Consider the following 9,943-nt stretch of genomic DNA (forward strand, 5'->3'; position numbering starts at 1 on the left):
TAAACAAACGTTTGATTATATTGATACTTCCTTAAATGGTAGTCTTTGTATAGTATATGTAAAGCTCGTACAAATCATGTAGATAAGAAAAAATGGTGAAATAATTGTAAGGACTTGATGAGTGGTAGATTATTTTAATATTCTACTTAAAACGAAGAAAAACCTCTAAAACAAAAGTTTTAGAAGTTTTTCATTTGGGTATATTTAAGGTAAATAATTAAGTGGATTAACAGCATTTGCTTGTCCATTCCAAGCTCCGTTATGGATTTCGAAATGCAAGTGTTTTCCTGTTGAACGACCTGTGTTACCCATGATCCCGATCTGTTGACCTTTGCTTACTGATTGTCCCGCACTTACGTGACGAGCATCCAAGTGAGCATATAGTGTAGTAAACACTTTTCCATCAATTCTATGTGAGATATACACAACGTTTCCATAACTACTTGAGTAGTGTGAACGAATAACTGTTCCACTAGCAGAAGCTACGACAGGTACATTGGCTGCACGGTTAGCAACGTCAATACCAGCATGAAGTTTTCCCCAACGAGATCCATATGGAGATGTAAATGTTCCCTTTGCAGGCCACATGAAGTTACCACTTGTTACAGCAGGAGCTGGTGCAGAACTGCTGCTACTACTTGAAGATGAACCGCCTCCTGATGAAGAGGTTTGGCTAGCCGATGATGATGCACTATTTGATTTAGCAGTTGCTGCGGCGGCTGCCGCTTCTGCAGCTTGACGCTTTTTCTCTTCTTCTGCAGCTTTACGGGCTCTTTCTTCTTCTAGCTCAATTGCTCTAGCTTGTTCAGCTAAGAATGCAGATTCATTTTCCATTTCATGTAATTCATGCATAGCGTCATCTTGCTTTTGCTGAACTTGTTTGACAAGCTTTGCTTTTTCAGTAGCTTGCTTGTTTAATTGACTTTTCAAGTTTTCTAATTCCGTTAATGCTGTTTCTAACTTTTGAAGCTCACTATTTAGATCTGCCTCTGCTTGCTCTAACGCCTTCATATCGTTCTCATGTGCTTTGATAATTTCACGGTCTGCCTCAACAATTGTTGTTACGGCACTTACACGGCTAACAAAATCACTGAAACTTTGAGCACCTAGTAGCACATCTAAATAACTAACGACTCCGCCGCTTTCTTGCAATGAACGCGCTCGGTCTTCTAACAACTCATTTCGCTCTTGAATTCTAGCTTCAACTTCTTCAATTTGCTTCTTTAATTTTTCAATTTCTATTTTTGTTGCTTCTACATTTGCTTCTTCATCACGAATTTTTCCATTCGTTTCTGAAATTTGCATATCTAAGCGTTGGATATCATCATCTAGTTGCTTTTTCTCCGCCTCTAGCTCCGAGATCTCACCTTGTTTACCTTCAATATTCGAATTCACATCAGACTGCTTACTTTCAATTTCTTGTTTTCTTTCCTCTAGTTCATTTGCAAATGCAAGATTATCACTACTATAAGGTATGTATAAACTGCTTGTCCCAAGAATTGCAGCCAAGCCAAGTATAACAATTTTCTTGTTCACCTTGTTTCCTCCCTTTTGTTAGGTTTTAAGGCTAGTAAACTAGCAATCAAAATGATTGCTAGTTTACACCTTTAAGAATTTACGAACTGACATCAAACTTCCCCATACACCAATTAACGCACCAATTAATAACAATATCGTTGATACTTGAAAGACAAATGGATTTAGTGGTAGCAATTCAACAAATGATCCTTGTATTTGTGGCAATGCCCATGCATACACATAGCGATACGTAAAGATCACAATACCAATCGGAATAATTGCTCCTAGAACACCTAAGAGTAACCCTTCAATAAAGAATGGCCAGCGAATAAAACCGTTTGTTGCACCTACTAATTTCATAATCTCAATTTCTCTTCTACGAGCAAAGATTGTAATTTTAATTGTATTAGAGATTAAGAACATCGCAGTAAAAATTAACCCGATAATCAACGCAAGTCCAATATTTCGTGAGATTTGAACAACATTAAATAATTTTTCAACATCTTCTTGTCCATATCGTACTTTTGCGGCATCATCTATCTTTTCAATTTGCTTCGCTACCATGGATGTATCACGTGGATCATCCGTTTTAACAACGAAAACATCATTTAAAGGATTATTTTGTTCAAAAAGTTGGAATGCTTGTCCTTCTTCTTCGCCAAGACTTCCTATTAAGCTTTCAAGCTCTTTTTCCTTTGGGGAGAAAGCAATACTATCTACCTCGGGAATCTTTTCTATTTCCTGTCTAAGTGTATTCTGTCCTGCTTGATCAGCAGTTACATCGACATGTACACGAATTTCGACATCATCTTCTAAGTTTGCAGCAAAGTTATTTAAGTTCATCATGATAACTAAAAACGTTCCGACGAGAATTAGCGTCACAGTTACGGCACTAACTGATGCAAATGTCATCCAAGCATTTCTAGCTAAGCTTTTAAGGCTCTCTCTAATATGACGACCAAGAGTATTAAACATAAATCCCATACTCCCCTCTTGGTTCGTCACGTACGATCTTTCCATCCTCAATTGCAATGACACGTTTCTTTAACGTATTGACTATTTCTTTATTATGAGTGGCCATCACAATCGTTGTGCCACGGTTGTTAATTTCTTCAAACAGGTGCATAATTTCCCAAGATGTATCTGGGTCAAGGTTACCTGTTGGTTCATCCGCAATCATGACGCCCGGATTATTTACAATTGAACGAGCTAGTGAGACACGCTGTTGTTCACCGCCGGATAATTCATTTGGGAAGGCTCTTGCTTTATGTTTAAGTTGAACGAGGTCTAGTACATCTAGTACTCTCTTTTTTATTGAACGAGGATTTTCTCCAATAACTTCTAAAGCAAAGGCAACATTTTCAAAGACTGTTAGTTTAGGAAGTAGTTTAAAATCTTGGAACACAACTCCGATGCTTCGTCTTAAGAATGGTACTTTTGACTCCTTTAGCTTAGATAAATCTACCCCGTTAATCACAATTTCCCCGCTTGTTGGTTTTTCCTCACGGTACATCATTTTAATAAATGTTGATTTACCTGCACCACTTGGTCCAACTACATAAGTAAATTCACCTTGATTAATTTTTATATTAATCCCATTTATGGCTAAAACACCATTGGGGTATGTTTTGTACACTTCAGACATTTCAATCATAGAAAACCACCTAAGATGTTTATTTTAATCAAAAAAATCAGTATTTGTCTAATTTTGTCGATTAAGAATACATGACACGGCCTTGTTGTCAAAACTACACAGGTTATTATACCATCAAATTTCGCTAAAATGAGACTTAATTATATTACATTTTTATTTCAATGGCGTAAATTGTTGAAAAATCCTTAAACTATCTGTTATATTCGTAGTCATTTGGTATAAAGTTACAGCATCCAACAAAGTTCTAGTTCATTTGTCATACCATGTTTTAATATTATAATGTTATGAATGCGTTTACAAGGGAAAGTTTTTAGGAATTGATTTGGTTTGTGCTAGGTTTTTTAGTTGAGATTTTTCTGGAAGTGGTTTGTGGGGTTGTAGTTTTTTACTGCTGAGGTGATTTATCTACGAAAATGGTAGTTTTATATACGATATTTTCATTTTATCGACGTTTCGTCAAAGTACGATCTTTTTCGACAGTTCTCTGCACTAGCACGTCCTGTACGTAAAAGATGGGTGTCGAAAACCTACACTTAACTCTAAAAATACAAAAGGACATTCAATATAAAATGCCCTTTCATCTTCGCTTATTTTTTCTCAGCTAACCATGCTGCGACAACTTCTGCGTCAGCGTCATCGAGTAAGCCCTTAGGCATGCTCCCCTGACCGTTGATAATAATGTTCTTGATTTTGTCTTGATCGTATTTTCCGCCAACAGCAGTTAAGTCCGGACCTGCACCACCTTCAAGGTTTTGGCCATGACAGCTTATACAGTTTTGCTGTACAATTTGCTCTGCTTCTGCTGATTCCGTTCCACCCGTGGATTCGCCTGCATTTTCTTGCGCATCATCTCCGCCGCCACCACATGCTGCAAGTACAAGTGATGTTCCAAAAACTAGTGCTGCTAATTTAGATTTCACCATAGAAACCTCCCTTTAATTCAGGAATATAAGTACAAGGATATTATAACCTATCTAAGAACGTTTGAAACCTTCACCGAGCACCTCTGAAGCATCCATAACTGTTACAAATGCAGAAGGATCAATGCTTCTTACCAGTTGTTTCAATTTTGTGAATTCCGTTTGATCGACAACACACATTAGCACAGGTCTCTCATTGTTTGTGAAACCGCCGAATGCTGACAGTTTTGTTACACCTCGATCAATTTTATTGAGAATTGCATGGCGAAGTTCTTCCTCTTTGCAGGTAATAATCATCGCCATTTTTGAACGACCAAGGCCAATTTGAACGATATCGATTGTTTTCGTAGTGACATAAAGGGCAATCAGCGCATATAACCCTCTTTCAATATCAAAAATGATCGCTGCCGATAAGACAATAAAGCCATCAATAATCGCAACACAAGTCCCCAGAGAAAAACCAGTATACTTATGAATAATTTGAGCAGCTAAATCCGTTCCACCAGTTGACGCTTTCCCTCTAAAAACAAGTCCTAACCCCAGACCAACTCCAATACCGCCGAAAAGTGCTCCCAATAGAGGATCAGTTGTTACAGGGTTCATGTCTTTACTTAGAAAAACAATAAACGGTAAAAAAATCGTTCCGATAAGCGTTTTAACTCCGAACTGACGACCTAGAAAAATCACACCTGAAATAAACAGGGAATGTTAAACGCCCATTGCACATAGGCTGGCTCCCAACCTATTGTAGCATCTAAAATTGTACTAATCCCACTTACTCCACCTGAAGCGACTCGATTCGGTAGTAAGAATAAATTAAATGCTAACGCAACAATTGCCGAGCCAAGTAAGATGTAAGTAATTTCTTTTACTTTTTCAAACGTTGGGTTGTATGTAGTGTTGCTTCTTTTTTGGTTCATTTACTAAAGACCTCCACATGCTTTCAGTTTTGCCTTTGTGAGTATAGCATTCGGTTGTTTTGGTGTAAATGATAGTGGGATAACGTGGTAAAGGAATGAAGATAGGGGTAGTATTTGCAATTTTAGGGGATACAAACCATCGTTGGTGCCGATAGGTGTTCTTCATATGAAGGTGCAAAAGTACTGCTTTATGTCAACTGTCAGGTGTAGGACTTGAACTCATCGAATGCAGAATTAAACGATCTAGTAAGAACTTGAACATAGCAACAATCTTTTAGAAGAGTGCTTAAAAAAGCGAGGGCCGTCTTGTTCAGACTCAGGCATAGCATAAAAACGATTCTAGGGTAGAAGGCGTTCCTGCCTTATGACTTCGAGGCAGGCAGGGAACGCGAGGTCAATCACCATGATGCACTATGACGTATTGTGCCTCTGGGATTGGCGCTGGCTTGCAAAACACATACTAAGTCTAAGGTGTTGTTTTATCAGTCAAGTCTGGTGATTTATCAGTCAAAATATACATTTTATCAGTCTACTTTCCAACTTTATCAGTCAAAAGGGATCATTTATCAGTCCAGGGCCTTTTTATCAGTCTAATTGTGCGCCTTCTCTCTGGTAAGATTTTTCGGTTAAAATGATATAAATTCTGTTAGTATTAAAAAAAACGATTGCCACATGGCAACCGTTCGACTTTTTTATGATAATTTTGAACGTAAGAAAGCGTTTATAAATGGATCTAGTTCTCCGTCCATAACAGCGTGTACGTTTCCGATCTCGGTATTGGTTCTGTGATCTTTTACCATTGAGTATGGGTGGAAAACATACGAACGGATTTGGCTTCCCCAGCCGATATCTTTTTGCTCGCCACGGATCTCCGCGAGTGCTGCTTCTTGTTCTTCAATCCGTTTTTGATAGAGCTTTGCTTTAAGCATTTTCATTGCGCTTTCACGGTTTTTAATTTGTGAACGTTCAGATTGACAGGTAACAACAGTGTTTGTAGGTACATGTGTGATCCTTACAGCTGAATCGGTTGTATTGATATGCTGTCCGCCCGCTCCGCTTGCACGGTAGGTATCAATTTTTAGATCTTCTGTACGAATTTCAATGTCGATTTCTTCATTAAGTTCAGGCATGATTTCACAAGATACAAACGATGTATGGCGACGGCCTGATGAATCAAAAGGAGAAATTCGTACTAAACGATGGACACCCTTTTCAGCTTTTAAATAGCCGTAAGCATTATGTCCTTTAATTAAAAGCGTCACGCTCTTAATTCCCGCTTCATCCCCTGGCAAATAATCAAGGGTTGAAACCTTAAATCCTTTTCGCTCCGCCCAGCGCGTGTACATACGTAGAAGCATTGAACCCCAGTCCTGAGATTCAGTTCCACCAGCGCCAGGATGCAACTCGAGAATGGCATTATTTTTATCATGTTCCTCACTTAAAAGAAGCTGAAGCTCAAACTCATTCAACTTTCCTGTTAACTCTGTTAGTTCTTTCTCAAGTTCCTTTTGAAGATCTTCATCTGCTTCTTCTTTGACTAAATCATACGTTAGTTGAAGATTTTCATAGGATTCAAACAACTCATAAAACTGGTGAACCATTTCTTTCAGTGCGTTTGCTTCATTAATAACAGCTTGAGCTGATTGTTGACTATCCCAAAAGTTAGGGTGTGTCATTTGACCATCAAGCTGTTGAATTTTCGCTTCCTTTATATCGAGGTCAAAGAGACCCCCTAAAGTCAGCTAAACGTTTCGCTGTATTTTCAAGTTCATGTCTAATTTCTGCTAATTCCATTTAAAGTCACCTCGTTGAGTATTGGTGGTGCCGTTGATGTGTTAATTAAAGATAGCAACCGGCGAGTGCCGATTGCTTGTAATTTAACCTTGAGCTCCGCAGCAGTTTTTATATTTTTTCCCACTGCCGCAAATACATGTATCGTTGCGTCCGACTTCGAGTTGTTTACGGACAGGCTTTTTCTTTGGCTTTTCGTCGCCTTCTTTTGGATGAACAGCCGTTTGTCCTTGTGCGACTTCTTGGCGTTCAAGATTGTTGCGAATTTGTGCTTTCATGATGTATTTTGCAACATCTTCTTCAATTGATTCGATCATTGTTTCAAACATTGCAAAGCCTTCCATTTGATACTCGCGTAACGGATCAATTTGTCCGTAGGCACGTAAATGGATACCTTGGCGAAGCTGATCCATTGCGTCAATGTGGTCCATCCATTTTGAATCAACCGCACGAAGTAAGATAACTTTTTCAAATTCGCGCATTTGCTCATTTCCGAAGTCTTCTTCCTTCGCGTCGTAATCTGCAATACTGCGATCATAAATGAATTCAACCATTTCGTCTGACTCTTTACCACGAAGATCGTTTAATGTTAATTCGCCTTCGTTTAAAATGTTAGCATTCACATAGTCAACTACCCCGTCTAAGCTCCACTCTTCTTGTAGCTCTTCTTTTGGAGTATGTGCAGAAACAAGACGTTCAATTGAGCTGCGAAGCATTGATTCAACTATTTTACGTAGATTTTCAGAGTCTAGGACTTCAAAACGTTGTTTATAGATCACTTCACGTTGTTGACGCAATACATCATCATATTGTAGTAATTGTTTACGTGCGTCAAAGTTGTTACCTTCAACACGCTTTTGGGCAGATTCAACTGCTCTTGAAACAATTTTACTTTGAATTGGTTGTGTGTCATCCATTCCCAAACGGTCCATCATGTTCATCATATTATCAGAACCGAAACGACGCATTAACTCATCTTCCATTGAAAGATAGAATTGAGTAGCACCAGGATCTCCTTGACGTCCAGCACGACCACGAAGCTGGTTATCAATACGACGTGATTCATGACGCTCTGTACCAACAACTGCTAAACCGCCTCGTTCGATAACACCTTCACCTAATTTTATATCCGTACCACGACCAGCCATATTTGTTGCAATGGTAACAGCTCCGCGCTGACCCGCTGCTTCAATAATTTCAGCTTCTCTCGCATGGTTTTTCGCGTTTAGTACGTGGTGGGGAACACCTTTTTTCTTTAACATTTGAGAAATTAATTCAGATGTTTCTACCGCAACTGTCCCGACTAAAACTGGTTGACCGAGCGCATGTCGCTGTGCAACATCTTCTGCTACAGCTTTAAATTTCCCTTCAACTGAGCGGTAAACGAGATCCGCACGATCTTCACGGGCAATTGGTTGATTCGTTGGAATCGCAACAACGTTCATGTTGTAAATGTTACGGAATTCCTCTTCCTCAGTTTTAGCAGTACCCGTCATTCCAGATAATTTTTTATACATACGGAAGTAGTTTTGGAACGTTATTGTCGCAAGTGTCATGCTTTCGTTTTGAATTTCCAAGCCTTCTTTTGCTTCGATCGCTTGATGCAATCCATCACTGTAGCGACGGCCTTTCATTAAACGACCTGTAAAAGAATCAACAATAACAACTTGTTCTTCCTCGACAACATAATCAAAGTCACGTTGCATGATGACTTGCGCTTTTAACGCTTGATTGATGTGATGATTTAATGAGACATGTGTAATATCAAAAAGGTTTTCAATCCCAAATGCACGCTCCGCCTTTGTGATTCCTTCCTCTGTTAATTGCACTGCCTTTGTTTTTACATCATTTGTGTAATCTTCTTCTAATTTAAGACCACGTACGAAACCGTTTGCCATAATGTAAAGCTTCGTTGATTTCGCAGCTTGTCCAGAAATAATCAATGGAGTACGAGCCTCATCGACTAAAATGGAGTCAACTTCATCTATGACTGCATAATTTAACGGACGTTGCACCATTTGCTCTTTGTAAAGAACCATGTTGTCACGTAGATAATCGAATCCAAGTTCATTATTCGTTGTATACGTAACGTCTGCAGCATATGCTTCCCGTTTTTCGTCTTTTTCTAAAGAATTCAAATTAAGTCCAACTGTTAAGCCAAGGAAATCAAATAGTTTTCCCATTTCATGTGCATCACGGCTTGCTAAGTATTCGTTGACAGTGACGATGTGAACACCTTTACCAGAAAGTGCGTTTAAATAAACAGGCATCGTGGAAGTTAAGGTTTTACCTTCCCCTGTCTTCATCTCGGAAATATTCCCTTCATGAAGAGCAATACCACCCATTAATTGTACTTTGTATGGATAAAGACCGAGCACACGTTTTGCTGCTTCACGAACAACTGCGAACGCCTCATTTAGAAGCTTATCAAGAGATTCACCCTTTTCAAAACGACCTTTGAACTCTTCTGTCTTTGCCTTAAGAGATTCATCTGAAAGTTTCTCCATATCCGAGCTCAAAGCATCTATCGCATTCGCCATCTTCTCATAACGATTTAAAGCCTTTTTATTAAAATCAAACACCTTGTTCAAAATTCCAAGCACATTGAACGCTCCTCTGTGTTAGAGTGTAATTTATAATTTTTATGTATTCATTAAACCAAGCTAACCCTAATTCTAACACTATTTAGGGTTGTGAACAACATGTTAAAAAAGCGCAAGCGCCTTGTTCAGCCTTAGGCATAGCATAATGCGATTCTAAATAGAAGGCGTTCTTTGCCTTCAATTTAGAATCGCATTATGACCTCGAGGCAGTCAAAAGCGCGACGTCCTGTCGCATTGACTGCACTAGCACGTCCTGTGCGTCGGGGCTAGGCGCTATAGCTGGATTCAGAAACGCTTACTGAGTCTTTGAATTATACTAGATTCTGATAATATAAGGAAGTGCCCTCCCACAGCGTTTTACGTATTGAGGGAAAGGCACCACTTAAACGTCATCTCAAACAAGTGGCATTGACATAGATTCATGAAACATTGCCAGATATCAATCGAGTAGGAGGCGCGTTACCGCGCCGACCTCTCACACCACCGTACGTACCGTTCGGTATACGGCGGTTCGAAAGTTTATGAAATTACTTTTAG

Annotated in this window: 6 protein-coding genes and 1 pseudogene; all 7 read right to left on the bottom strand. The window is 39.1% G+C overall.

Going from position 1 to position 9,943, the window contains the following annotated elements; translation table 11 throughout:
- Positions 1–204 precede the first annotated feature (204 nt).
- The 7 genes and pseudogenes from ACFFIX_RS18435 to secA all read right to left on the bottom strand — a co-directional run bounded on the left by ACFFIX_RS18435 (position 205) and on the right by secA (position 9,406).
- Positions 205–1,536 (bottom strand): murein hydrolase activator EnvC family protein, encoded by a 1,332-nt coding sequence (locus ACFFIX_RS18435; protein WP_378936593.1) that lies wholly within the window; start codon positions 1,534–1,536, stop codon positions 205–207.
- A gap of 63 nt (positions 1,537–1,599) precedes the next feature.
- Positions 1,600–2,493, bottom strand: coding sequence for a permease-like cell division protein FtsX (ftsX, locus tag ACFFIX_RS18440; RefSeq protein WP_378936609.1), 894 nt, complete (start codon positions 2,491–2,493; stop codon positions 1,600–1,602).
- Positions 2,486–3,172, bottom strand: coding sequence for a cell division ATP-binding protein FtsE (gene ftsE, locus ACFFIX_RS18445; RefSeq protein ID WP_378936595.1), 687 nt, complete (start codon positions 3,170–3,172; stop codon positions 2,486–2,488). The genes ftsX and ftsE overlap by 8 nt, the downstream gene beginning before the upstream one ends.
- A 587-nt stretch (positions 3,173–3,759) precedes the next feature.
- A complete protein-coding gene (gene cccB / locus ACFFIX_RS18450; RefSeq protein WP_378936597.1) occupies positions 3,760–4,092 on the bottom strand; it encodes a cytochrome c551 in 333 nt (110 codons plus the stop codon).
- A 54-nt stretch (positions 4,093–4,146) separates the two neighbouring features.
- A pseudogene (locus ACFFIX_RS18455) lies at positions 4,147–5,012 on the bottom strand (YitT family protein).
- Positions 5,013–5,704: 692 nt separating this feature from the next.
- A protein-coding gene (gene prfB, locus ACFFIX_RS18460; protein ID WP_378936599.1) for a peptide chain release factor 2 occupies positions 5,705–6,806 on the bottom strand; the annotation gives its coding sequence in 2 pieces (ribosomal slippage) (positions 5,705–6,733 and positions 6,735–6,806; 1,101 coding nt in all).
- A gap of 83 nt (positions 6,807–6,889) precedes the next feature.
- Positions 6,890–9,406, bottom strand: a complete 2,517-nt coding sequence (gene secA, locus ACFFIX_RS18465) for a preprotein translocase subunit SecA (RefSeq protein ID WP_378936601.1) — start codon at positions 9,404–9,406, stop codon at positions 6,890–6,892.
- Positions 9,407–9,943: the final 537 nt, after the last annotated feature.

The sequence above is a fragment of the Metabacillus herbersteinensis genome, assembly GCF_042433335.1.
Classification (GTDB): Bacteria; Bacillota; Bacilli; order Bacillales; family Bacillaceae; genus Metabacillus; species Metabacillus herbersteinensis.

Coding starts and splice junctions, on each gene's coding strand:
- ftsE (WP_378936595.1), bottom strand. CDS start 3,172: ATGATTGAAATGTCTGAAGTGTACAAAACATACCCCAATGGTGTTTTA.
- ftsX (WP_378936609.1), bottom strand. CDS start 2,493: ATGTTTAATACTCTTGGTCGTCATATTAGAGAGAGCCTTAAAAGCTTA.